Source organism: Arthrobacter globiformis (genome assembly GCF_046536215.2).
Taxonomy (GTDB): Bacteria; Actinomycetota; Actinomycetes; order Actinomycetales; family Micrococcaceae; genus Arthrobacter; species Arthrobacter globiformis_E.
Genome location: NZ_CM143421.1, coordinates 520,251 through 543,306, shown reverse-complemented (window position 1 = coordinate 543,306; position 23,056 = coordinate 520,251). Strand labels below are relative to the sequence as shown.

Below are 23,056 nucleotides of genomic sequence, written 5' to 3'. Positions count from 1 at the left end.
AGGTGCCATGGCACTGACAGCATCAGTCAAGGAAGAACTCTCCCGCCTGGACATCAAGAAATCATCAGTCCGCAAGGCTGAGGTCTCGGCCATGCTCCGCTTCGCCGGAGGACTGCACATCATCTCGGGCCGGATTGTCATCGAGGCCGAGGTGGATCTCGCCTCCACCGCCCGGCGCCTGCGCGCCGCAATCGCCGAGGTCTACGGCCACCAGAGCGAGATCATCGTCGTCTCCGGCAGCGGCCTGCGTCGCGGCAGCCGGTACGTCGTCCGCGTCGTCCGCGACGGCGAGGCGCTGGCCCGGCAGACCGGCCTCCTTGACGGCCGGGGACGGCCCGTGCGCGGGCTGCCGTCCGTCGTCGTCAACGGCTCGGCCGCCGACGCCGAAGCCGTGTGGCGCGGGGCCTTCCTGGCGCACGGCTCGCTCACCGAACCCGGCCGGTCCTCGTCCATGGAGGTGACCTGCCCCGGTCCGGAATCCGCCCTGGCGCTGGTCGGCGCGGCGCGCCGGCTCGGGATCCAGGCCAAGGCCCGGGAGGTCAGGGGAGTGGACCGCGTGGTGATCCGCGACGGCGATACCATCGCCGCGCTGCTCACCCGGATGGGCGCCCACGACGCCCTCATGGTCTGGGAGGAACGGCGCATGCGCAAGGAAGTGCGGGCGACGGCGAACCGGCTCGCCAACTTTGACGACGCCAACCTCCGCCGCTCCGCGCAGGCCGCCGTGGCCGCCGGTGCCCGGGTGGACCGGGCCCTGGAAATCCTTGGCGACGACGTCCCGGACCACCTCAAGTACGCCGGAGAACTCCGGGTGGCCCACAAGCAGGCCAGCCTCGACGAACTTGGCCGGCTCGCCGATCCGCCCATGACGAAGGACGCCATCGCCGGGCGCATCCGCAGGCTGCTGGCCATGGCGGACAAACGGGCATCGGACCTTGGCATCCCGGGCACGGATGCCAATGTGACGCCGGAAATGCTGGACGAGTAAACGGCGCCCATAGAATCAAGACCAGGTGGCGGCTGTTGCCGCCACCGCAGTTTTCCGGACGACCCGTCGTCCGGGATGCACAATCCGAGAGTTAGCACAACCGGACAAACTGTCCACGACATTGGAGGATTTTGTGACCGAGTACGTTCTGCCCGAACTCAGCTACGACTACGCAGCCCTCGAGCCCCACATCTCTGCACGTATCATGGAGCTGCACCACAGCAAGCACCACGCCGCGTACGTGACGGGCGCCAACAACGCTCTGGCCCAGCTGGCAGAGGCGCGCGAAAAGGGCGACTTCGCCAACATCAACCGCCTTTCCAAGGACCTGGCCTTCCACACTGGTGGCCACATCAACCACTCCGTGTTCTGGAACAACCTTTCCCCGGACGGAGGCGACAAGCCCGAAGGTGAGCTGGCCGCAGCCATCGACGATGCCTTCGGTTCGTTCGACGCCTTCCGTGCCCAGTTCTCCGCAGCCGCCCTCGGCCTGCAGGGTTCGGGCTGGGGCTTCCTGGCCTACGAGCCCATCGGTGGCAACCTCGTCATCGAGCAGCTCTACGACCAGCAGGGCAACGTCGCGCTGGGCACCACCCCGCTGCTGATGCTGGACATGTGGGAGCACGCCTTCTACCTGGACTACGTCAACGTCAAGGCCGACTACGTCAAGGCGTTCTGGAACATCGTGAACTGGGCTGACGTGTCCGCCCGCTTCGCCGCGGCGCGCGCCAACGCGACGGGCCTCATCACCCTCTAAGTGTGATTTGGCGTACACAATGCAGTAACAAACTTCACATTCGGCGACTTTAGGGCCGAATTCTGGACGGTCTGCCCCCGCACTTGCGGGGGCAGACCTACTTAAACGTAAGATGGATCACGGAAGGCGGTTAGCCTTCAGCAATGAGGCTGGTCGCCCTCCTATCTGAAAAATATCTCTGCCCAATGGCGTGCGGGATCTGTTAGTTGGCTTGAACGCCCGCTTACTAGTTGTGCTTCCAAGGCACAAAGGAGACAAAAGTGACGACCCGTATTGGTATCAACGGCTTCGGCCGCATCGGCCGCAACTACTTCCGCGCAGCGCTTGCCCAGGGCGCGGATCTTGAGATCGTAGCCGTCAACGACCTCACCAGCCCCGAGGCGCTGGCCCACCTGCTCAAGTACGATTCCGTGGGCGGACGCCTGGCCGAAACCATTGAGGTTAAGGAAGGCAACCTCGTCGTCAACGGCAACGCCATCAAGGTCCTGGCCGAGCGCGATCCCGCAAACCTCCCCTGGAAGGACCTGGGCGTTGACATCGTCATCGAATCCACCGGTTTCTTCACCAAGGCAGCTGCCGCCAAGAAGCACATCGAGGCCGGCGCCAAGAAGGTCCTGATCTCCGCCCCCGCCTCCGACGAGGACATCACCATCGTGATGGGCGTCAACGACGGCCTGTACGACCCCGAGAACCACCACATCATCTCCAACGCTTCCTGCACCACCAACTGCCTCGGCCCGCTGGCCAAGGTTGTTAACGACGCCTTCGGCATCGAGCGTGGCCTGATGACCACCGTGCACGCCTACACCGCAGACCAGAACCTGCAGGACGGCCCGCACAACGACCTCCGCCGTGCCCGCGCCGCCGCCATCAACATGGTCCCCACCTCCACGGGTGCGGCCAAGGCCATCGGCCTGGTCCTGCCGGAGCTCAAGGGCAAGCTGGACGGTTACGCCATCCGCGTACCGGTCCCCACCGGCTCCGCCACCGACCTCACCGTCACGGTCTCCCGCGAGACCACCGTCGAGGAAGTCAACGCCACGCTCAAGAAGGCTGCAGAGTCCGATGAGTGGCAGGGCATCCTGACCTACACCGACGCCCCGATCGTCTCCTCGGACATCGTCGGCGACCCCGCATCGTCCATCTTTGACTCCGGTTTGACCAAGGTCATTGGCAACCAGGTCAAGGTTGTTTCCTGGTATGACAACGAATGGGGCTACTCCAACCGCCTCGTGGACCTCACGGAGCTTGTTGCGGCAAAGCTGGGCTAGGGTTAGCTACATGACATCTCACACCCTCAACGAACTGATCGCTGAAGGTGTCCGCGGGCGGTACATTCTGGTTCGAAGTGACCTGAATGTGCCGCTCGACGGCTCTACAGTGACTGACGACGGCCGCATCCGGGCCTCACTGCCAGTGCTGGGAAAGCTCACGGACGCCGGTGCCCGCGTGCTGGTAACAGCCCACCTTGGCCGCCCCAAGGGCGCCCCTGAAGACAAGTACTCGCTCAAGCCGGCGGTTGCCCGCCTGGCCGAGCTGGCTTCCTTCCCTGTCTCCCTCGCGGAGGACACGGTGGGACCCTCGGCCAAGGAGAAGGCCGCTGCGCTGCAGGACGGCCAGGTCCTGGTCCTCGAGAACGTGCGGTTCGACGCACGCGAGACCAGCAAGGACGAGTCCGAGCGCGGCGCGTTCGCCGACGAGCTGGTGGGCCTCACCGGCGAAAACGGCGCCTTCGTGAACGACGCCTTCGGCGCCGTGCACCGCAAGCACGCCAGCGTTTACGACGTCGCCACCCGGCTGCCGTCGTACCTGGGCGACCTTGTGGGCACGGAGGTGGAGGTCCTCCGCAAGCTCACCGCAGACACCCAGCGTCCCTACGTTGTGGTGCTGGGCGGCTCGAAGGTTTCGGACAAGCTCGCGGTCATCGACAACCTGCTCGGCAAGGCTGACACCATCCTGGTGGGCGGCGGCATGCTGTTCACGTTCCTGGCAGCCGCAGGCCACAAGGTGGCCGGCAGCCTGCTGGAAGAGGACCAGATCCCGGTCGTCCAGGATTACCTCAAGCGTGCAGCCGACGCCGGCACGGAGTTCGTGATCCCCACGGACGTCGTGGTGGCAGCCAAGTTCGCGGCCGACGCCGACCACGAGACGGTTAGCGCCGATGCCATCGAAGGCAGCAGCTTCGGGGCGCAGGGCATCGGCCTGGACATCGGACCTGAGTCCGCCCGGGCGTTCGCCGAGCAGATCAAGGGCGCCAAGACGGTGTTCTGGAACGGCCCCATGGGCGTCTTCGAGTTCGAGGCGTTCTCCGCAGGCACCCGGGCCATCGCCCAGGCGCTGACGGAGACGGACGCGTTCACCGTCGTCGGCGGCGGCGACTCCGCGGCCGCCGTGCGCACGCTCGGCTTCGCCGACGACCAGTTCGGCCATATTTCCACCGGCGGCGGCGCCAGCCTGGAATACCTTGAAGGCAAGGAACTTCCCGGCCTGAGCGTTCTGGACCGCTAAAGAGACACCAGCCGGCAGGGCACCCTTCGCACCGTGCTTCACTTAAAAGTACGCGGAGGCGCCCTGCCGGCTGTTCACATGATCAGCAGATTGACCGGCACTATTGGAGAACACGTGACTACGTCAACCAACGGCACCTTTGACCGCACGCCTTTGATCGCAGGCAACTGGAAGATGAACATGGACCACGTCCAGGGCATCACCCTCCTGCAGAAGCTGGCCTGGACCCTGTCCGACGCCAAGCACGACTACAGCCGCGTGGAAGCCGCTGTCTTCCCGCCCTTCACCGACCTCCGCGGCGTGCAGACCCTCGTCCAGGGCGACGAACTGGACATCGCCTACGGCGGCCAGGACCTGTCCCAGTTCGACTCCGGTGCCTACACCGGGGACATCTCCGGCCAGTTCCTGAACAAGCTTGGCTGCAAGTACGTCCTGGTGGGCCACAGCGAACGCCGCACCGTCCACGCCGAGTCGGACGAAGTCCTGAATGCCAAGGTCAAGGCGGCCTACCGCCACAACATCATCCCCGTCCTGTGCGTCGGCGAAGGCCTGGAGATCCGCCAGGCCGGCACCCACGTCCAGCACACGCTGGACCAGCTCCGCGCCGACGTCGAGGGCCTCACCGCCGAGCAGGCGGCCCAGCTCGTCGTCGCCTATGAGCCCGTCTGGGCCATCGGCACGGGTGAGGTTGCGGGTCCGGAGGACGCCCAGGAAATGTGCGCCGCGATCCGCGCCGAACTTACCGAACTGTTCGACGCCGACGTGGCTGCCAAGGCCCGCCTCCTGTACGGCGGTTCGGTCAAGGCCAGCAACGCTGCCGCCATCCTCAACGAGCGCGACGTCGACGGCGTGCTGGTGGGCGGCGCCAGCCTTGATCCCGCTGAGTTTGCTAATATTGTCAAGTTCGAGAGCCACCTCGTAACGGGCTAGTCCTTTACTGGCACGCTCCCGCATCCACCAACTTTGGAAAGGCCGTCGTGGACGTTCTTCATGTGATTCTGCAGATCCTGCTGGGCATTACCAGCCTTCTGCTGACCCTGCTCATCCTGCTCCACAAGGGCCGCGGCGGTGGCCTGTCGGACATGTTCGGCGGCGGAATGAGCTCGGGGCTGGCCTCCTCAGGCGTTGCTGAGCGCAACCTGAACAGGTTCACCATCATCCTCGGCGTCACCTGGGGCGTTGTGATCATCGCGCTCGGCCTGCTGATGCGCTTCACGGGTGTGGCTGACTCCTAGGGCTCACGCACCCGTCGGGCACAAAAGCCCGGCCCGATCAGGATTCGTTCCTGATTGGGCCGGGCTTTTCCGTGCCGCCAGGGGAAGCACGCACTAAACTGTCGCTATCGGATCTAACGGCAGCGCCGCCATTAGTAGCGAGGGAGTTCCCATGGTGCATACCTCTTCAGGATTCCGCGGCACCCGTGTGGGTGTCATTCAAGGGGCCGGATTGAAGAACCAGGGGGATGATCCTCTCGGGGAGCCCCTGCCGCGTATTTGTGTCTCCTACTGGTGCGCCATGGGACATGAGACGCGCCCCGTTTTTCTCAAGCTGCCGGACGACCAGATTCCGGACGTGTGGGACTGCCGCCACTGCGGCCGGCCGGCGTCGCGTAACCCCGGCGCCGGGGTGCCCCGCGAAGCCCAGGAGGAGGGCTTCAAGACCCACCTCGAATACGTTAAAGAAAGACGCTCCAGCCAGGACGCCGAAGACGTTCTGGCTGGAGCGCTGCAGCGGCTAAGAGCCGGCCGGCGCCTTCCTGACTAGCTGTTCAGGAACACGGGAGGCTGCGTTTTCGTCGATCAGCCACAGCGTCCGGGACCGGCCCGCGGGACCGGCCGCCGGCACCTGCACGGGATTGGCCCCGGCGAGGGCCAGGCCCACCGCACCGGCCTTGTCCTCGCCTGCCACAACCATCCACACCTCGGCGGAGGTGTTGATCGCCGGCAGGGTCAGGGAGATCCGCTCCGGCGGCGGCTTGGGGGAGTTGCGCACCCCCACCACCGTCAGCTGCTTCTCGCGGATGCCGCCCTGCTCCGGGAAGAGGGACGCCACGTGCGCGTCGGGACCCACACCCAGCAGGACGACGTCGAACCGGGGAAGCCGGCCCGGCTCCTCAGGGCGGTCGTCCGAAGCGTCCGCGGCATGCTCGGCTGCCGCTGCCTCGCTGAGGCGGCGTGCGTAGTCCTCTGCCGCCTCTTCCGGTGTTTCAAAGTCATCCGTCGACCCGGGCACATGGACGCGCGCAGGGTCAACGTCGATGTGCTTCAGGAGGGCCTCATGGGCCTGGAGTGCGTTGCGGTCCGGGTCCTGGGAGCCGAGAAAGCGTTCGTCGCCCCACCAGAAGTTCACTTTGGCCCAGTCGACTGCGGGGGCGGCCGGCGAATCGGCCACGGCCTTCAGCGTCCCGATGCCCACTGTGCCTCCGGTAAGCACCACAGTCGCTTCACCGAATCGGTCCTGCACATCCACGAGCTTCGTGATGAGGCGGGCCGCAATGGCGGCCATGAGTACGGAAGAGTCAGGATGGATGCTTACTCTGGGCTCAGCGCTCACTGGGACGGACACTCCTTAGATTGGTACGGGGCAGTCCAATAGTAATCACTTCGCCGAACACTTCGTCGGGGTCCAGGCGGCGGAGTTCTTCTGCGAGGCAGTCGCGGAGGCTGCGCCGGGGGAGGGAGATCCGTTGCGCGGGCTGGCCGGGCTGGGTGAGTTCGGCAATGGAGAGCCCGGGGCGGAACAGCTGCACGTCGCCGCCGGGGCGGGTGAGCCGGACGCGGCGGATGCCGGTGCCTGCGGGGTCCGCCACGATCGTGACCGGGGCGTCCAGGGACAGGGTCAGCCACGCTGCGAGCAGGATGGTGCTGGGGGAGTCCGAGGCGCCTTCGACCGCGACGGCGGTGACGGGGGACGAGTCGGCCTGGTCCAGGACTGCGGCGAGCTGGATGCGCCAGTTCGTCAGCCGGGTCCAGGCCAGGTCGGTGTCGCCTGCCTTGTAGGTGTTGCGGATGTTCTCGAGCGCCACCTGAGGTTCGGCCTCGTTCGCGGAGTCGGTGATGCGGCGGTGCGCGATGCGGCCGATCGAGGTTTCGGATGCGTTTTTCGGTGCACCGTGCGGCCACCAGGCCACGATCGGGGCGTCGGGCAGCAGCAGCGCGGCGACGAGGGACTCGCTTTCCTCGGCGAGTTCACCGAAGCCGCGGAGCACGATGACCTCGGAGGCGCCGGCGTCGCCGCCGACGCGGATCTGCGCGTCGAGGCGGTTCGGCGCGGACGAGCCGGCGTCGGCGAGCACGATGATCCGGCAGGGGTGTTCACGGCTGGCCTCGTTGGCCGCCTCGATCGCTTCTTCCTCGAGCCCGGACTTGGTGACCACGACGAGGGTCAGGACCCGGCCCAGGGCGATCACGCCGCCCTGCTCGCGCAGGGACTGGATCTTCTTGGAGACGTTCGAGGTGGTGGTGTTCGGCAGGTCTACGATCATGGCCTTCTCCAGGTGCGTCCGTCGCGGGCGAGCAGCTCGTCAGCGGAGGCCGGGCCCCAGCTGCCGGGCGCGTACGGCTCGGGCTGTTCGCCCAGGCCTGCCCAGTACTCTTCGAAGGGGTCCAGGATCTTCCAGGACAGCTCCACTTCCTCGTGCCGCGGGAACAGCGGCGGCTCGCCCAGGAGCACGTCCAGGATCAGCCTTTCGTAGGCCTCGGGGCTGGACTCGGTAAACGAGTGCCCGTAGCCGAAGTCCATGGTCACGTCGCGGACTTCCATCTGGGTGCCGGGGACCTTGGACCCGAACCGGATGGTGGCGCCTTCATCGGGCTGGACACGGATCACGACGGCGTTCTGCCCGAAATCGTCGTCCCCGTGGTCGCGGAAGAGGAGGTTTGGTGCCCGCTTGAAGACGACGGCGATCTCGGTGACGCGGCGTCCGAGGCGCTTGCCGGCGCGCAGGTAGAACGGCACCCCGTTCCAGCGCCGGGTGTTGATGTCCACCCGGATCGCGGCGTAGGTCTCGGTGGTGGAATCGGCCGGGATGCCCTCTTCCTCCAGGTACCCCTGGACCTGCTCGCCGCCCTGCCAGCCGCCGGCGAACTGCCCGCGGGCAGAATGCGTGGAGAGGTCGTCGGGGAGCCGGACCGCGGCCAGGACCTTTTCCTTCTCGGCACGCAGGTCATCGGCGTTAAAGGAGATGGGCTCCTCCATCGCTGTCAGGGCCAGCAGCTGCAGCAGGTGGTTCTGGATGACGTCGCGGGCAGCGCCCACGCCGTCGTAATAGCCTGCGCGGCCGCCGGTGCCGATGTCCTCGGCCATGGTGATCTGCACGTGGTCCACGTAGTTCGCGTTCCAGAGCGGTTCGAACAGCTGGTTCGCGAAACGCAGCGCCAGGATGTTCTGGACCGTCTCCTTGCCCAGGTAGTGGTCGATCCGGAACACCGCGTCCTGCGGGAAGACCGACTCGACAATGTCGTTCAGCTGCCGGGCGGACTCGAGGTCGTGCCCGAACGGCTTCTCGATCACCACACGCCGCCACTTCTCGCCCTCGGCCTGCGCCAGTCCGTGCTTGGACAGCTGCCGGCAGACCTGCTCGAACGCCTTCGGCGGGATCGAGAGGTAGAACGCGTGGTTGCCGCGGGTGCCGCGGTTTTCGTCGAGTTCCTTGATGGTCTCACCGAGCCGCTCAAACGCGGAGTCGTCGTCGAACGCGCCCTGCACGAACCGGATGCCCTCGGAGAGCTGGTTCCAGACCGCCTCATCGAAGGGGGTCCGGGCGTAGGACTTCACCGCGTCCTTCACCTCGGCGGCGAAGTCCTCGTTGTCCCAGTCCCGGCGGCCGAACCCGACCAGCGCGAAGCTGGGCGGCAGCAGGCCACGGTTGGCGAGGTCATACACGGCAGGCATAAGTTTCTTGCGGGCAAGGTCCCCGGTGACTCCGAAGAGCACAAGCGAGGACGGTCCGGCGATCCGGTTCAGCCTCCGGTCCCGCGGATCCCGCAACGGGTTCCCGGACCGGCTGGCTGGCCTTTTGCCGTTTAAAGTATCTGGCATGGTGGAATCGGTGCCTTAGCTCTCAGTGGCGGATGCTGCCTTGCTGGCCAGCGACGAAACGATCTCCTGCAGCTGGGCAACGCCCGCCGCGCGGTCGGTGAGGTGCAGGCGCAGCACGGGCCGGCCGTGTTCGCCCAGGACCTGGGCATCGCCGGCGGCCTGGGCCGCGATCAGCTCGCCGAAGGTGAACGGACGCTCCGGAATCGCGAGATCCTGGCCGGAAGCCGCCGTGACCTGCAGGAACACACCAATGGCGGGGCCGCCCTTGTGGAACTGCCCGGTGGAGTGCAGGAAGCGGGGACCCCAGCCGAAGGTGACAGGCCGGCCGGACACGGCCGCGAGCTCGTCGCGGACGCCCTCGAGCGGCGCGTACGCCAGCCGGTCGAAGTACGCCTGAACGCTCAGGTACCCGTCGTCCTCGAGCTGTGCCAGCAGCGCCGACACAGCATCCGCTGCCGTGGCGGCGGTCCCCAGCCACTCGCCGCCGCGGACCTCGATGGCACCGTCGGTGAAACGGGCCGGCGTCGGCTCCGGCTGTGCGTCCAGCAGGCCGCGGGCAGCCACCTTGGCGGCTTCGACGTCGGGCTGGTCAAACGGGTTGATGCCCAGCAGGCGCCCGGCCACAGCGGTGGCGAACTCCCACACCATCATCTGCGAGGCGAGGCCGCCGGCAATGGCAACCTCATTCTCGCCGAGTTCGACGTCGGTATCCGTGCTGACCAGCCGGACCACCAGAACGTCTTCGGCGCCGGAGCTGACCTCCGGGGCGTTCGGACCGGCGACCACCGGCAGGATGCCGGTGCCCAGCTTGCCCGTGGATTCGGCGATGAGCTGTTCGGCCCAGTCAGCGAAACCCACGATCCCGGAGCCGTCCTCCGCGATGACCACCTTGTTCCGCAGCGGGCTAGTGCCGCCCAGGGCGGCGCCCAGGACCAGCCCGATGTTCTCGGGCGCGTCCTCGTTCAGGATCTCGGCCGCTTCCTCAGCCTCGTCCAGCAGGGACGCGATGTCCACGCCGGCCAGGCCGGAAGGCACGAGCCCGAAGGCCGTCAGCGCCGAGTAGCGGCCGCCCACGTTCGGGTCAGCGTTGAAAACGGCACGGTACCCGGCGTCGCGGGAGGCCTTGTCCAGCGGGGAACCGGGATCGGTGACCACGATAATCCGGCTCTTGGCATCCAGGCCGGCCTCGGTGAAGGCCTGCTCGAAGATCCGGCGCTGCGAATCCGTTTCCAGGGTGGAACCGGACTTCGAGGAGACCACGATCGCGGTTTCTGTCAGACGGTCCGCGAGGGCAGCACCGACCTGTTCAGGGTCGGTGCTGTCCAGCACAGTCAGCTCGACGCCAGCGGTGCCGGCGATGACTTCAGGAGCCAGGGACGACCCGCCCATGCCACACAGGACAATACGGGTCACGCCTTCGGCCTTCAGGGCATCCCGGAGTTCCAGGATGCCGTCCACCAGTGCCCGGGAGACGGTGGCCGCCTCGACCCAGCCCAGGCGGATGGCCGACTCGGCCTCCGCGTCCGGACCCCACAGGGTGTGGTCCTTGGCGAAAATCCGGGTGGCCACGCGGTCCTCCACAAGGGCGGGCAGATGCTGCTCAAGAGCCTTCCGGGCGGCACCGGTGGCGTCGTAGCTGAGTGTGCTCATGTTGGGTTAGGAAGCCTTCCGTGCGGTGGCGAGGGCGCCTTCAACGTCGGCCAGCAGTTCCTTCCAGCTGGCCACAAACTTGTCCAGGCCTTCGGATTCCAGCAGGGCGACGACCTCGTTGTAGGACACGCCGAGCGCGTCGAGGGCGTTGAGCGTGGCGTTCGCTTCATCGTAGTTGCCGGTGATGGTGTCACCGGTGACCACGCCGTGGTCGAACGTGGCGTCCAGGGTCTTCTCCGGCATGGTGTTCACCACGCCGGCGGCAACAAGCTCGGTGACGTACAGGGTGTCCGGGTAGGCCGGGTCCTTCACGCCGGTGGAGGCCCACAGCGGACGCTGCGGCAGGGCACCGGCCTCGGCCAGCACGGCCCAGCGTTCGGTGGAGAAGAGCTCCTCGTAGACCTGGTAGGCGAGGCGGGCGTTGGCCACACCGGCCTTGCCCTTGAGGGCCTTGGCTTCCTCGGTGCCGATAGCATCCAGGCGCTTGTCGATCTCGGTGTCAACGCGGGAGACGAAGAACGAGGCCACGGAGTGGATCTTGGACAGGTCGTGGCCGTTGTCCTTGGCCTGCTCCAGACCGCTCTGGAAGGCGTTGATCACAGCGCGGTAGCGTTCCAGCGAGAAGATCAGGGTCACGTTGACGCTGATGCCTTCGGCCAGGGTGGCCGTGATGGCTTCCAGGCCCTCAAGCGTTGCCGGGATCTTGATGTGGACGTTGTCGCGGTTGACCTTCTTGTAGAGGTGCTTCGCTTCGGCGATCGTGCCTGCGGTGTCCCAGGCGAGGCGGGGGTCCACCTCGATGGAAACGCGGCCGTCGACACCCTTGGTTGCCGCGGCGATCGGGGCGAAGAGGTCGCAGGCGTCGGCGACGTCCGTCGTCGTGATTTCGAAGATGGTCTCTTCGATGGAGGCGCCGGCGGCGGCCTCCTTGGCGATAACGGCGTCGTAGTCCGTGCCCGAGGTGATGGCAGCGTGGAAGATGCTGGGGTTCGTGGTGACACCCACAACGTTCTTCTCTTCGATCAGCTTCTGCAGCGTGCCGGTCTTCAGGCGGCCACGGGAGAGGTCATCGAGCCAGATGGAAACGCCGGCGTCGGAAAGCTGCTGGGTGGGAGTGCTAGTCATTTCTAATCTCCTTGAACTATGGGGGTGCTGTCAGGACTGGAGTCCGGCGAGGGAATCCTTGGCGGCGGCGACAACAGCTTCTGCGGTGATGCCGAATTCCTGGAACAGGCGCTTGTAGTCGGCGGATGCGCCGTAGTGCTCGAGGCTGACGGAGCGGCCGGCGTCGCCGACGAATTCCTTCCAGCCCAGGGCAAGTCCGGCTTCGACGGACACACGTGCCTTGACCGCTGCGGGCAGGACTGCCTCGCGGTAGGCGGCGTCCTGCTTGTTGAACCACTCAACGCACGGCATGGAGACCACGCGGGCGGCGATGCCTTCGGCCTGGAGTGCTTCGCGGGCCTCGACGGCCAGCTGGACCTCGGAGCCGGTGCCGATCAGGATGACCTGCGCGTCCACGGTCTTGCCGTCCTTGGACGCCTCAGCCAGGACGTAACCGCCCTTGGCGACGCCGGCGGTCGACGCGAAGGTGTCACCCTCGGCCGCGCCCTCGCCACGCTCGTAGGTGGGGATGTTCTGGCGGGTCAGGACAATGCCGGCCGGGTTCTCGTGGTTCTCCAGCATGGTCTTCCATGCTGCCGCGACTTCGTTGGCATCGCCCGGACGGACGACGTCGAGGCCGACGATCGCACGCAGCGACGCGAGCTGCTCAACCGGCTGGTGCGTCGGGCCGTCCTCACCGAGGCCGATGGAATCGTGCGTCCAGACGTACAGGGACGGCACGCCCATGAGGGCGCCGAGGCGGATGGCGGGACGCTGGTAGTCGCTGAAGATCAGGAACGTGCCGGAGAACGCGCGGGTGTTGCCGTGCAGGCTGATGCCGTTCACGATCGACGCGGCGGCGTGCTCACGGATACCGAAGTGCAGGACGCGGCCGTACGGGTTGCCGGACCAGGCGTTGGTCTGCTTGCCCGCAGGAACGAACGACGGCGAGCCCTCGATCGTGGTGTTGTTGGACTCCGCGAGGTCTGCCGAGCCGCCCCAGAGTTCCGGCATGACCGGGCCGATGGCGTTCAGGACCTTGCCGGAGGCGGCGCGGGTGGAGACGTCCTTGCCGGCCGGGAAGACCGGCAGGACGCCGTCGAGCTCGGTCGGGAGTTTGCGGGCTTCGACGCGCTCCAGCAGGGCGGCGGCTTCCGGGTTGGCGGACTGCCAGGCGGAGAAGGACTCTTCCCATTCCTTGTGTGCGTGGGCACCGCGGTCGACGACGGCGCGGGCGTGGGCGAGCACGTCCTCATCCACCTCGAAGGACTTCTCGGGGTTGAAGCCCAAGACGTTCTTGAGTGCTGCCACCTCTTCCGAACCCAGGGCGGAGCCGTGGATCTTGCCGGTGTTCTGCTTCTTGGGGGCCGGGTAGCCGATGATGGTGCGCAGCGAGACGATGGACGGCTTGGAGGTCTCCGCCTTGGCGGCCAGCAGGGCCGAGTACAGCTCCTGGACGTCTTCCTTGTAGTCGCCGGTCTTGGTCCAGTCGACACGCTGGGTGTGCCAGCCGTAGGACTCGTAGCGCTTCAGGACGTCCTCGGTGAAGGCGATGTCGGTGTCGTCCTCGATGGAGATGTGGTTCTCGTCGTAGATGACAACCAGGTTGCCGAGCTCCTGGTGGCCGGCGAGGGAGGAAGCCTCGGAGGTCACGCCTTCCTGCAGGTCGCCGTCGGAAGCGATGACCCAGATGGTGTGGTCGAACGGGCTGGTGCCGGCGGGAGCATCGGCGTCGAACAGGCCGCGCTGGCGGCGTTGGGAGTAAGCGAAGCCCACGGATGACGCGAGGCCCTGGCCCAGCGGGCCGGTGGTGATCTCAACGCCGGCGGTGTGCTTGTATTCCGGGTGGCCCGGGGTCAGCGAGCCCCAGGTGCGGAGGGCTTCCAGGTCCTTCAGTTCCAGGCCGTAGCCGGAGAGGAACAGCTGGATGTACAGCGTCAGGGACGTGTGGCCGGGGGAGAGGATGAAGCGGTCGCGGCCGATCCAGTCCGGGTTCGCCGGGTCGTGGCGCATCAGCTTCTGGAAAAGAAGGTAGGCGGCCGGGGCCAGGCTCATCGCGGTGCCGGGGTGGCCGTTGCCGACCTTCTCCACGGCGTCGGCGGCCAGGACGCGCACAGTGTCAACGGCGCGCTGATCGAGGTCGGTCCAAGTCAGTTCTTGCTCTTTCAAATGTGCCACGTAACCGGGCCCCTCTCTGTGTTAACGGCAGCGGTAAGAACACACACAGCGGCAGGGCATAATTGGTGCCCCGCTGCATTTAGTGCGTACCAGCCGTTCACCATTGAAACGTTGATCTTCATTCAGTCGCCGGACAGTCCGGAATGCGGTTTCTAGCCCGTTTTCCAGTGTGCGCTGATCTGCAGACAGCTTAGCTCTATTCCATACTTCGGGCGGCCAAAATCTCACCAGTTGGACGCAATTTCTCTTTTGTGAACCATTCGTGCCGTGAGGCTGCGTTAATGTGATTGAAGCGAGCACGAACGAATCATTTTCAGTGATTTGCCGTCACACGCCGATGCCAACGATCCATGCGGGACCGCGGTATGATATCGGGAGGCCACCGGCGGACAGGGCGGGTTCAACTGCGCACATGACAGCCCCGCCAGCCGCCGTTGAGGGATCGGTCCGGACCATACGTCCAGAGCGGCCGATCAGATAAACAGCCAGATAGAAACAGAGTGACTGCCACGTGAGCACAACAGATACGCCGCTGACCTCGTCCCGGGTCCACGGAAGAGCCGGACTAGCCCGCAAGGCGAAGGCGTACCTTGCACTCACCAAGCCCAGGGTCATTGAGCTCCTGCTGGTCAGTACCCTGCCCACCATGATTTACGCCCAGCGTGGCTTCCCGTCCCTCGGCCTCATCATGGCCACCCTCGTGGGCGGCGCGTTCGCTGCCGGCAGCGCAGGTGCCTTCAACTGCTACATCGATCGCGACATCGACAAGCTGATGCACCGCACCGAGAAGCGTCCCCTCGTAACGGGTGAAGTCACACCCCGCGAGGCCCTGGTCTTTGCGTGGCTGCTGGGTGCGGCGGCCATCGCCATCCTCTGGTTCGGCGCAAACCCGCTCTCAGCCTGGCTCGGACTCGGCGCCATCGTCTTCTATGTCGTCATCTACACGATGATCCTCAAGCGCCGCACGGCCCAGAACATCGTCTGGGGCGGCGCCGCCGGCTGCTTCCCGGTGCTGATCGCCTGGTCCGCCGTGACCAACACCGTCGAGTGGCCGGCCATCGTGCTGTTCATGGTGATCTTCCTCTGGACCCCGCCGCACTACTGGCCGCTGTCCATGCGCTACGGCGAGGACTACCGCAACGCCAACGTGCCGATGCTCGGTGCCATAGCCGGTGCCAAGGTCGTGTCCGTGCAGGTGGTCCTCTACGCCTGGGCCATGGTGGCGTGCTCGCTGCTCATGATCCCCGCGGGCAGCGCCGGCTGGGTCTACACCGCAGTCGCCGCGCTGGCCGGTGCCTGGTTCCTGTACGAGTCCCACGCCCTCTACAACCGGGCACAGGGCGGGGACCTCTCCGACAAGGGCGCCATGAAGGTCTTCCACGGCTCCATCAGCTACCTGACGCTGCTCTTCATCGCACTGGCCGTTGACCCGTTCGTCGGCTCGCCGATCATGGGCTAACCCGCTAACCCACCAATACCCCAGCTCGCCAGGACGCTCTCTCACTTCCTGCGGGTTTCCCGCGGACCCTCTCTCACCTCCCGCAGGTTTCCCGCGGACCCTCTCTCACCTCCCGCAGGTTTCCCGCGGACCCTCTCTCACCTCCCGCAGGTTTCCCGCGGACCCTCTCTCACGTCCTGCAGATTTCCCCAGGACCCTCCCTGACCTCCCGCAGGTTTCCCCCGGAAGCTCTCTCACCTCCTGCGCTGATTACGAAAAATGCTCCCTCGCGTTGCTAGCATTTTTTGTTCATGCGAAGCGGCCAGACGGGCGAGCGGGGGCCGCGGTTGGAGGCAGGCCAGCGGAGAAATACTAGAGAATGGACACTCCGGCGGCCGGCTGCGAGGAAGCGTTGTGGTGGCAAGCGGCAGGTAGTGATAGAGCATCAGCCCGAAAGCCGCAGGTGGTGATAGAGCATCAGCCCGAAAGCCGCAGGTGGTGATAGAGCGTCCGGGAGAAACGGCCCGGGGAGGGGGGTTACCTGACGGGGCTGGAGCGGGCGATGTCGGCGGCGTTGGTTGCCGCGGCCATCAGCAGCGCGGCGCCCAGCATGTGCGCGCCCACGAGGAGCGCCGGGATGCCGTTGTAGTACTGCGTGAAGCCGATGACGGCCTGCAGCACGGTGACGCCGAGGAGCATCAGCACAGCCGTCCGGAAGGTACCGGCGATCCTGCCGCGGAACACGAAGTACACGGCAAGCAGCGTGCCGGCGGTGACCAGGTAGGCGGGCACGGCGTGGATGTGCGAGAACAGGTCCCAGTCCAGGTCGTTGCGCGGCGCGTTGGCGTCACCCGCGTGCGGGCCGGCGCCGGTCACCACGACGCCCAGCATGACCGCAATCCAGGCAAACACCGCGACGGCGGTCATCGCCGGCCGCAGGACGCCCGGCAGGGCGGTGAGCGGCGAGATCCGGAACTGGCCGGTCCTGCCGTACGCCCGGTTGACCAGCAGGGTGGCGAAAACCACGAGGGCCATGGACACCAGGAAGTGCAGGCCGACCACCCACGGGTTCAGCTGGGTGAGCACGGTGATGCCGCCGATGATGGCCTGCGCCGGGATGCTCGCCAGCAGGCCAAGCGCCAGCAGGAACAGGTCCTTGCGCTCCTTGCGGAGGTTCCACAAGTACACGAGCATCAGGGCGGCGACGGCGGCAAGGGCGAACGTCAGGAGACGGTTGCCGAATTCGATGAAGCCGTGGATGCCCATCTCCGGGGTGTTGACCAGGGAGTTGCTCGTGCATCTGGGCCAGGTGGGGCAGCCCAGGCCCGAGGCGGTCAGCCGGACGGCACCGCCGGTGACCACCAGCACCGTCTGCCCGATCAGGGACAGCACGGCCAGACGGCGGACGGTCGAATCGACGGTGACGGGCAGCTTGGATGCCAGGCGGCCGACGAACTGGGGAAGGCGTGAAGCCGTGCTCACTTTATTCTCAATTCCATTTGAACCAGCGGATGGCTGCTGCGCCGGCGAGAACCGTCCACATCAGCAGGACAAGGACAGCGTTGCCGTTCACGGCGCCGTGCAGGAACGCGTCCCGCAGGCCTTCGCCAAGGGACCCGGACGGCAGCAGGTGGACGGTGTTCTGGGCGAGTTCGGGCAGCCGCTGCATGGGGATCACAATGCCGCCCACAGCGCCGAGCAGGATCCACAGCAGGTTGGTGATGGCCAGGGTGGCCTCAGGCCGGACGGTGCCCGCCACCAGCAGGCCCAGGGCGGTGAACGCGGCTGCGCCAAGGACCAGCAGGCCGAGGCCCGGCAGGATCCCCATGGCATTGGGCTGCCAGCCCAGGGGAAGGGCGACAGCGGCGACGATCACCACCTGGATCACCAGGACGGCCAGGACGGCCAGGATCTTCCCGGCGATGAGGCCGGCCCGCCCCAGCGGTGTGGTGGACAGGAACCGGAGCACGCCGTAGCGCCGGTCGAAGCCGGTGGCGATGCCCTGCCCGGTGAACGCCGTGGACATGGCGCAGAGCGCCAGGATGCCGGGGACGGCAACGTTGACCCGGCTGTCCCCGATGCCGTCAAGCAGCGGCGTGACCGTCAGTCCGATCAGCGCAAGGAGCGGCAGGACCACGGCCAGGATCAGCTGCTCGCCGTTCCGGAGCATGGTGGTGGCCTCGTACTTGCCCTGCAGCAGGATCCGGCGGAGCAGGGGAGCGGGTGCGCTGCCCGTGGCTGTCGTCATCGGATTTCCCTTCCGGAAATGTCAAGGAACACGTCTTCGAGGCTGCGGGCCTCCATGCTCAGCGAGCCCGGCATGATGCCGTGGTGCGCCCACCAGGCTGTCAGTGCGGCCAGATCCTCGGGGGTCAGCGCACCGGTGGCCGTGTAGCTCCCGGAACGGGTCTCGCGGATCTCGATCTCGGCAGGCAGCACGCCGTCGAAGTCCAGCCCCGGCAGTGCCTCGAAGTGCAGCGTCCGGACGTGATCCCGGTGGGGCGCCTCCGGCATGTTGTGCTGCAGCAGCTGGGCAACAGTGCCCTCCGCAACGTTCCTGCCGGCGTCGATGATGTACACGTAGTCGGCCAGCCGCTGCGCGTCATCCATGAGGTGGGTGGTGAGGATGATCCCCATACCGCCGTCCCGGAGTTCGCCAATCAGTTCGAACACCAGCTGGCGGGACTGCGGGTCCAGGCCGGCGCTCGGTTCGTCCAGGAACAGGACCTCCGGATTGCCGATCAGGGCGGCGGCGAGGGCCAGCCGCTGCTTCTGTCCGCCGGACAGCCGGCGGACATTGGTTCTGCTGAACGTGTCGATGCCCAGCCGCTGCACCAGTTCATCCAGTGGCCTGGGATTCCGGTACATGCCGGCAATGTGCCGGAGGAGTGGAATGGGACGGGCCGACGGCGGGAGGCCGCCGTCCTGGAGCATGACGCCGACGCGGGCTCGCAGTTCCGCTCCGGCAGCGCCGGGGTCGGCGCCGAGGAGCGTAATAGATCCGCCCGTTCGCTGCTGGAGCCCCTGGGCGCATTCGATGGTGGTAGTCTTGCCGGCACCGTTGGCTCCGAGCAGGGCCGTAACCTCGCCGCGGCCGGCGACGAGTGAGACGTCGCTCACCACCCTGAGCATCTTGCCATCGAGGGTGGGGAGCGGACCGACGTCCTTGATGAGCCCGTCGATGGTCAATACGGGGGATTTGGGGGATCGCACCCCAATATTCTACGTGAAGTAGTACTGTCACGCTGGAGCCGCGTGCCGGGCAGAGGTCAGCCTTGCCTTACTGGAACGCCGCAATAAATTACGACATGATTGTGTTGTGTATTCCATGACCCATACCACCTCCGCGCCTTTGGCCGGGCAGGGCGCGCCTGCAGGTGCGCTCCACGGTGGAAAACGTGCTGCCCTGGCCTCCGTGCCGTCCGCGGCCGACTCCGACGAGCGCACGCGCGACCGCGTCCTCAGCGCCGTCCTGGAACACGGGCCGGTCAGCGCCGCGGAACTGGGCGAACTGCTCGGCTTCACCCCCGCTGCCGTCCGCCGCCACCTGGACCACCTCTCCCGCGCCGGCGTGATCGAGGTCAAGCGCGTGGCCCACGCAGGCGCCGGTGCCGGCCGCCCCGCCCGCCGCTACGTCCTCAGCTCCCAGGGCCAGTCCTCGCTGGGCGACGACTACCTGAACATCGCCACCCTGGCGCTCAAGCAGCTCGGCGCGGTGGCGGGCGATGAAGCCGTCCGCCAGTTCGCCGTCGAACGTTTTGCGGAGATGGAACGCCGCTACGCCCCCGAGGTGGAAGCGGCCGGAACGGACATCACCGCCCGCGCGCAGGCCCTGTCCGCCGCCCTGTCCCGGGACGGCTTCGTCGCTTCCACTGCCACCATCGAAGCCAAAGCTCCGCTGCCCGCAGCCCTCTCCAGCGTCCAGCTGTGCCAGGGCCACTGCCCCATCCAGCAGCTGGCCACCCAGTTTCCCGTGTTCTGCGACGCAGAGACGGAAATGTTTTCGCGCCTCGTCGGTGTCGATGTCCGCAGGCTTTCCACGCTCGCCCGCGGGGGACACGTCTGCACCACCCACATACCCACAGGCCGTCCGGCCGTGACAATGGCCGCGGCCGCTGACGCACCGGACAACCTGGACGAAGTATCCAACCATCTGCAAGAAAGGCCGTGATGACGGACCAACTATCAGAGAAGAAGGTTGCCGAGCCTGGTGTTATTGCCGAGATTCTGGAAAAGAATCCCGAGCTGCACGGCATCGGAACCTATGAGTACGGCTGGGCCGACAAGAACGACGTCGGCGCTAACGCCCGCCGTGGCCTCGACGAGGACGTTGTCCGCGACATCTCGGCAAAGAAGAGCGAGCCGGAATGGATGCTGGACCTGCGCCTCAAGGGTCTGAAGTACTTCGACCGCAAGCCCATGCCCACATGGGGTGCTGACCTCTCCGGCATCGACTTCGACAACATCAAGTACTTCGTGCGTTCCACCGAGAAGCAGGCCGCTTCCTGGGAGGACCTGCCCGAGGACATCCGCAACACGTACGAGAAGCTCGGCATCCCGGAAGCTGAGCGCAGCCGCCTGGTCTCCGGTGTGGCAGCCCAGTACGAGTCCGAGGTTGTCTACCACCAGATCCGCGAGGACCTTGAGGCTCAGGGCGTCATCTTCCTGGACACCGACACCGCGCTGCGCGAGCACCCGGAGATCTTCCAGGAATACTTCGGCACCATCATTCCGGTGGGCGACAACAAGTTCGCCTCGCTGAACACGGCCGTCTGGTCCGGCGGGTCCTTCGTGTACGTGCCCAAGGGCGTGCACGTGGACATCCCGCTGCAGGCCTACTTCCGCATCAACACGGAAAACATGGGCCAGTTCGAGCGCACGCTGATCATCGCCGACGAGGACTCCTACGTCCACTACATCGAAGGCTGCACCGCGCCGATCTACACCTCGGACTCGCTGCACTCGGCCGTCGTCGAGATCGTGGTCAAGAAGGGCGCCCGCGTCCGCTACACCACCATCCAGAACTGGTCCAACAACGTGTACAACCTCGTGACCAAGCGCGCCATCTGCGAAGAGGGCGGCACCATGGAGTGGATCGATGGCAACATCGGCTCCAAGGTCACCATGAAGTACCCGGCTGTGTACCTGACGGGTGAGCACGCCAAGGGCGAGACCCTGTCCATCGCGTTCGCCGGCGAGGGCCAGCACCAGGACACGGGCTCCAAGATGGTGCACATCGCGCCGAACACCAAGAGCTCCATCATCTCCAAGTCCGTTGCCCGTGGCGGCGGACGCGCGGCCTACCGCGGCCTGGTCCAGGTCCGCGAGGGTGCCAAGCACTCCGCGAACACGGTGCGCTGCGACGCGCTGCTGGTGGACACCATCAGCCGCTCGGACACCTACCCGTACATCGACATCCGCGAGGATGACGTGCAGCTGGGACACGAGGCAACCGTCTCGCGCGTTTCCGAGGAGCAGCTCTTCTACCTCATGTCCCGCGGCATGCGCGAAGACGAAGCCATGGCCATGATCGTGCGCGGCTTCATCGAGCCGATCGCCCGCGAACTGCCGATGGAATACGCCCTCGAGCTGAACCGCCTCATTGAACTCCAGATGGAAGGATCCGTCGGTTAATGACTGCCGAAATTACTACTGAAAAGGCCCGCATCGGAGCTCCTTCCATCGCCGGGTTCACGGAGGAAGGCGAGGCGCTGGTCCCCGCGAAGGTGGACCACAGCCACAACCACGGCGTCACCGTCATGTCCTCGCGCGCCGAACGGCTCACGAGCTTCAACGTCGCCGACTTCGCGCTGCCCACCGGCCGCGAAGAGGAATGGCGCTTCACCCCGGTCCGCGGACTGGCCAACCTGTTCTCCGATGCTGCGACGGACGGCGAAGCGGCCGCGTTCACCGTGGAAGCCCCCGAAGGCTACATCCGGAGCAGCCTGGCGCAGGGCGCTGCCCCGCGCGGCACCGTCCTGACCCCGGCCGACCGGGCCGCCGTCGTCGCGTCCGCCAACACGGACGATGCGCTGCACGTGGTCATCCCGGCCGACGCGGAACCGGCTGAGCCGGTCCGCATCCTGGTCGACGGCGCGGGCGCAGGCCGCCGCTCCAACGCACACTTCGTGCTGGAAGCCGGCGCCAACTCCCGCAGCGTGGTCATCGTCGAGCACACCGGTGCCGCTGACCACAACGGAAACCTGGAAGTGATCGTCGGCGACGGCGCCCACCTCACCGTGATCTCCGTCCAGCTCTGGGAAGACGACGCGCGGCACCTGGGCCAGCACGACGCCCAGGTGGGCAAGGACGCCGTCTACAAGCACATCGCCGTTTCGCTCGGCGGTTCCGTGGTGCGCCTGAACTCCAACGTCCGCTTCTCCGGTGAGGGCGCCGAGGCCGAGCTCCTGGGCCTCTACTTCGCCGACGCCGGCCAGCACCTGGAGCACCGGTCCTTCGTTGACCACAACGTGGCCAACTGCAAGTCCAACGTGCTCTACAAGGGCGCCCTGCAGGGCAAGAACGCGCACACCGTCTGGGTGGGCGACGTGCTGATCCAGAAGCAGGCCCTGGGCACCGACTCGTACGAGAAGAACCAGAACCTGGTGCTCACCGACGGCTGCCGTGCGGACTCCGTCCCGAACCTCGAAATCGAGACGGGCCTGATCGAAGGTGCCGGCCACGCCAGCTCCACCGGACGTTTTGACGACGAGCACCTGTTCTACCTGATGGCCCGCGGTATTCCCGAAGACGTGGCACGCCGTCTCGTGGTGCGCGGCTTCCTCAACGAGATCATCCAGCAGATCAAGGTCCCGGCACTCGAAGAGCGCCTGACCGAGGAAGTCGAGCGCGAGCTCGCCGCCAACGAGAACTGACCGTACGGAACCAGGCCCGGCCCAACCGGCCGGAAACGACAGCACAGGACAACGGATGACTGAACAGCCAAAGGGCGAGCTCGTCTGCAAAGCAAACGAGATTCAGCCCAAGCAGGCCCTGCGGATCCTGATCGACGACTTCCCCGTCGCGATCGTCAAGGACTCCATGGGAGAAATCCACGCAATCGGAGACACGTGCTCGCACGCCGACATCTCGCTCTCCGAGGGCGAAGTGGAAGGCTGCGCCATCGAGTGCTGGGGGCACGGCTCCCAGTTCGATCTCCGCAGCGGGGAACCCCTGCAACTGCCGGCCTACGACCCCGTTCCGGTGTTCGCGGTGGAGATCCACGGAGACGACGTCTACGTGGACACCAGCAACGTCCTGAACGGCGCCGAAACGCCGAACTTCAGCTGATCCCGAAGCTCAGCCGGCACCCCGGCCGGGCCTGTACCAGAACTTAACAACTTCCAGACCAAAGACCGCACCGCTGCCTGGGCAGCGGCGCAGAGGAGAACAA

The 23,056-nt window shown here is 66.3% G+C and carries 21 protein-coding genes; 12 read left to right on the top strand and 9 right to left on the bottom strand.

The window, feature by feature from the left end; all coding sequences use genetic code 11:
* Positions 1-7 precede the first annotated feature (7 nt).
* The 7 genes from whiA to R5O87_RS02575 all read left to right on the top strand — a co-directional run bounded on the left by whiA (position 8) and on the right by R5O87_RS02575 (position 6,017).
* A complete protein-coding gene (gene whiA, locus R5O87_RS02605) occupies positions 8-988 on the top strand; it encodes a DNA-binding protein WhiA (RefSeq protein ID WP_003805560.1) in 981 nt (326 codons plus the stop codon).
* 133 nt (positions 989-1,121) lie between these two features.
* Positions 1,122-1,745, top strand: a complete 624-nt coding sequence (locus R5O87_RS02600) for a superoxide dismutase (protein WP_003805561.1) — start codon at positions 1,122-1,124, stop codon at positions 1,743-1,745.
* 260 nt (positions 1,746-2,005) lie between these two features.
* Positions 2,006-3,016: a type I glyceraldehyde-3-phosphate dehydrogenase gene (gene gap / locus R5O87_RS02595; RefSeq protein ID WP_003805562.1), complete on the top strand. Its 1,011-nt coding sequence runs from the start codon at positions 2,006-2,008 to the stop codon at positions 3,014-3,016.
* A 10-nt stretch (positions 3,017-3,026) separates the two neighbouring features.
* The gene (locus tag R5O87_RS02590) at positions 3,027-4,253 is read left to right on the top strand and encodes a phosphoglycerate kinase (protein ID WP_410555463.1); all 1,227 of its coding nucleotides are present in this window, start codon (positions 3,027-3,029) and stop codon (positions 4,251-4,253) included.
* 114 nt (positions 4,254-4,367) lie between these two features.
* Positions 4,368-5,183: a triose-phosphate isomerase gene (gene tpiA / locus R5O87_RS02585; RefSeq protein ID WP_410555462.1), complete on the top strand. Its 816-nt coding sequence runs from the start codon at positions 4,368-4,370 to the stop codon at positions 5,181-5,183.
* 47 nt (positions 5,184-5,230) lie between these two features.
* Complete coding sequence (gene secG, locus R5O87_RS02580) at positions 5,231-5,488, top strand: preprotein translocase subunit SecG (protein WP_306923517.1); 258 nt, start codon at positions 5,231-5,233, stop codon at positions 5,486-5,488.
* 151 nt (positions 5,489-5,639) lie between these two features.
* Positions 5,640-6,017 carry an RNA polymerase-binding protein RbpA gene (locus R5O87_RS02575; protein WP_410555461.1) on the top strand — a complete coding sequence of 126 codons (378 nt, stop codon included), beginning with the start codon at positions 5,640-5,642 and terminating at the stop codon, positions 6,015-6,017.
* Here the strand turns inward: R5O87_RS02575 and pgl are convergent.
* The 6 genes from pgl to tkt are packed head-to-tail and all read right to left on the bottom strand — an operon-like array spanning position 5,988 to position 14,216.
* Entirely contained in the window at positions 5,988-6,806 is an 819-nt protein-coding gene (pgl, locus tag R5O87_RS02570; protein ID WP_410555460.1) for a 6-phosphogluconolactonase, read from the bottom strand. The genes R5O87_RS02575 and pgl overlap by 30 nt on opposite strands.
* On the bottom strand, positions 6,796-7,737 hold the full coding sequence (locus tag R5O87_RS02565; RefSeq protein ID WP_307102693.1) for a glucose-6-phosphate dehydrogenase assembly protein OpcA: 942 nt from the start codon (positions 7,735-7,737) through the stop codon (positions 6,796-6,798). The genes pgl and R5O87_RS02565 overlap by 11 nt, the downstream gene beginning before the upstream one ends.
* Positions 7,734-9,293 carry a glucose-6-phosphate dehydrogenase gene (gene zwf / locus R5O87_RS02560; RefSeq protein ID WP_410555459.1) on the bottom strand — a complete coding sequence of 520 codons (1,560 nt, stop codon included), beginning with the start codon at positions 9,291-9,293 and terminating at the stop codon, positions 7,734-7,736. The genes R5O87_RS02565 and zwf overlap by 4 nt, the downstream gene beginning before the upstream one ends.
* A gap of 15 nt (positions 9,294-9,308) precedes the next feature.
* Positions 9,309-10,943, bottom strand: coding sequence for a glucose-6-phosphate isomerase (locus R5O87_RS02555; protein ID WP_410555458.1), 1,635 nt, complete (start codon positions 10,941-10,943; stop codon positions 9,309-9,311).
* A gap of 6 nt (positions 10,944-10,949) precedes the next feature.
* Complete coding sequence (tal, locus tag R5O87_RS02550; protein WP_410555457.1) at positions 10,950-12,068, bottom strand: transaldolase; 1,119 nt, start codon at positions 12,066-12,068, stop codon at positions 10,950-10,952.
* Between the two features lie 30 nt (positions 12,069-12,098).
* Complete coding sequence (tkt, locus tag R5O87_RS02545; protein WP_410555547.1) at positions 12,099-14,216, bottom strand: transketolase; 2,118 nt, start codon at positions 14,214-14,216, stop codon at positions 12,099-12,101.
* Positions 14,217-14,736: 520 nt separating this feature from the next.
* Between tkt and R5O87_RS02540 the strand changes: the two genes are divergently transcribed.
* Positions 14,737-15,684, top strand: coding sequence for a heme o synthase (locus tag R5O87_RS02540; RefSeq protein ID WP_410555456.1), 948 nt, complete (start codon positions 14,737-14,739; stop codon positions 15,682-15,684).
* Positions 15,685-16,200: 516 nt separating this feature from the next.
* On the opposite strand, the gene R5O87_RS02535 is transcribed toward R5O87_RS02540, so the two are convergent.
* The 3 genes from R5O87_RS02535 to R5O87_RS02525 are packed head-to-tail and all read right to left on the bottom strand — an operon-like array spanning position 16,201 to position 18,876.
* On the bottom strand, positions 16,201-17,145 hold the full coding sequence (locus tag R5O87_RS02535; RefSeq protein ID WP_410555455.1) for a COX15/CtaA family protein: 945 nt from the start codon (positions 17,143-17,145) through the stop codon (positions 16,201-16,203).
* Positions 17,146-17,152: 7 nt separating this feature from the next.
* The gene (locus tag R5O87_RS02530) at positions 17,153-17,911 is read right to left on the bottom strand and encodes an ABC transporter permease (RefSeq protein WP_410555454.1); all 759 of its coding nucleotides are present in this window, start codon (positions 17,909-17,911) and stop codon (positions 17,153-17,155) included.
* Complete coding sequence (locus tag R5O87_RS02525; protein WP_410555453.1) at positions 17,908-18,876, bottom strand: ABC transporter ATP-binding protein; 969 nt, start codon at positions 18,874-18,876, stop codon at positions 17,908-17,910. The genes R5O87_RS02530 and R5O87_RS02525 overlap by 4 nt, the downstream gene beginning before the upstream one ends.
* Before the next feature lie 106 nt (positions 18,877-18,982).
* Between R5O87_RS02525 and R5O87_RS02520 the strand changes: the two genes are divergently transcribed.
* Genes R5O87_RS02520 through R5O87_RS02505 form a run of 4 tightly spaced genes read left to right on the top strand, consistent with a single transcriptional unit; the run spans position 18,983 to position 22,953 of the window.
* Positions 18,983-19,834: a helix-turn-helix transcriptional regulator gene (locus R5O87_RS02520; RefSeq protein ID WP_410555452.1), complete on the top strand. Its 852-nt coding sequence runs from the start codon at positions 18,983-18,985 to the stop codon at positions 19,832-19,834.
* Complete coding sequence (sufB, locus tag R5O87_RS02515) at positions 19,834-21,297, top strand: Fe-S cluster assembly protein SufB (RefSeq protein WP_387103375.1); 1,464 nt, start codon at positions 19,834-19,836, stop codon at positions 21,295-21,297. The genes R5O87_RS02520 and sufB overlap by 1 nt, the downstream gene beginning before the upstream one ends.
* Entirely contained in the window at positions 21,297-22,538 is a 1,242-nt protein-coding gene (sufD, locus tag R5O87_RS02510) for a Fe-S cluster assembly protein SufD (protein ID WP_410555451.1), read from the top strand. Before sufB ends, sufD begins: the two co-directional genes overlap by 1 nt.
* 55 nt (positions 22,539-22,593) lie before the next feature.
* On the top strand, positions 22,594-22,953 hold the full coding sequence (locus R5O87_RS02505) for a non-heme iron oxygenase ferredoxin subunit (protein ID WP_395403716.1): 360 nt from the start codon (positions 22,594-22,596) through the stop codon (positions 22,951-22,953).
* The last annotated feature ends 103 nt before the right edge of the window (positions 22,954-23,056 follow it).

Bases quoted from the DNA above. Each gene is read 5' to 3' on its own strand.
- whiA (WP_003805560.1), top strand. From the start codon at position 8: ATGGCACTGACAGCATCAGTCAAGGAAGAACTCTCCCGCCTGGACATC.
- R5O87_RS02590 (WP_410555463.1), top strand. From the start codon at position 3,027: ATGACATCTCACACCCTCAACGAACTGATCGCTGAAGGTGTCCGCGGG.
- R5O87_RS02575 (WP_410555461.1), top strand. From the start codon at position 5,640: ATGGTGCATACCTCTTCAGGATTCCGCGGCACCCGTGTGGGTGTCATT.
- R5O87_RS02565 (WP_307102693.1), bottom strand. From the start codon at position 7,737: ATGATCGTAGACCTGCCGAACACCACCACCTCGAACGTCTCCAAGAAG.
- zwf (WP_410555459.1), bottom strand. From the start codon at position 9,293: ATGCCAGATACTTTAAACGGCAAAAGGCCAGCCAGCCGGTCCGGGAAC.
- R5O87_RS02555 (WP_410555458.1), bottom strand. From the start codon at position 10,943: ATGAGCACACTCAGCTACGACGCCACCGGTGCCGCCCGGAAGGCTCTT.
- tal (WP_410555457.1), bottom strand. From the start codon at position 12,068: ATGACTAGCACTCCCACCCAGCAGCTTTCCGACGCCGGCGTTTCCATC.
- R5O87_RS02530 (WP_410555454.1), bottom strand. From the start codon at position 17,911: ATGACGACAGCCACGGGCAGCGCACCCGCTCCCCTGCTCCGCCGGATC.
- sufB (WP_387103375.1), top strand. From the start codon at position 19,834: ATGACGGACCAACTATCAGAGAAGAAGGTTGCCGAGCCTGGTGTTATT.
- sufD (WP_410555451.1), top strand. From the start codon at position 21,297: ATGACTGCCGAAATTACTACTGAAAAGGCCCGCATCGGAGCTCCTTCC.
- R5O87_RS02505 (WP_395403716.1), top strand. From the start codon at position 22,594: ATGACTGAACAGCCAAAGGGCGAGCTCGTCTGCAAAGCAAACGAGATT.